Here is a 337-nt window from a genome sequence, read left to right as displayed (position 1 = left end):
AAATTATGCGAACTAGCGTTTCCGCCTGAAAAAGTGTTTTCGCTCTACCCACGGTGGCGGATAGCGTCTGATTTTTTCGTTTGGTCGCCAGAATAAGATTTTGGAGGCGTCCTTGTTTTGCTTAGTAAGTCGCGCCGTATCAAGCATTTTTATAAGTGATAGCGTGTCAATGCCGATTTGTTCGGCAATGTCCTCAATAAAACGGATAGGAAGTCGCAGACGGTCGCGCCGGTATTGGCTGATTCGGGTCGGCTCTACTTGCCAGCGTTGAGATAAAGCATAGTCAGACAGGATAAAAAGCCTGTCTTTGATTTGGTCGATGAGTTCAGATTGTGTT

General features: G+C 46.0%; 1 protein-coding gene. It reads right to left on the bottom strand.

All coding sequences use genetic code 11. From position 1 onward, the window contains the following. Window positions 1-12 precede the first annotated feature (12 nt). Window positions 13-337, bottom strand: a 325-nt coding sequence (locus HMPREF3052_RS11740; protein WP_070748501.1) for a hypothetical protein, incomplete at its 5' end; no start/stop codon positions are given.

The sequence above is a fragment of the Neisseria sp. HMSC056A03 genome (assembly GCF_001815685.1).
GTDB lineage: Bacteria > Pseudomonadota > Gammaproteobacteria > Burkholderiales > Neisseriaceae > Neisseria > Neisseria subflava.
This window is presented reverse-complemented; position numbering and strand designations above follow the sequence as displayed.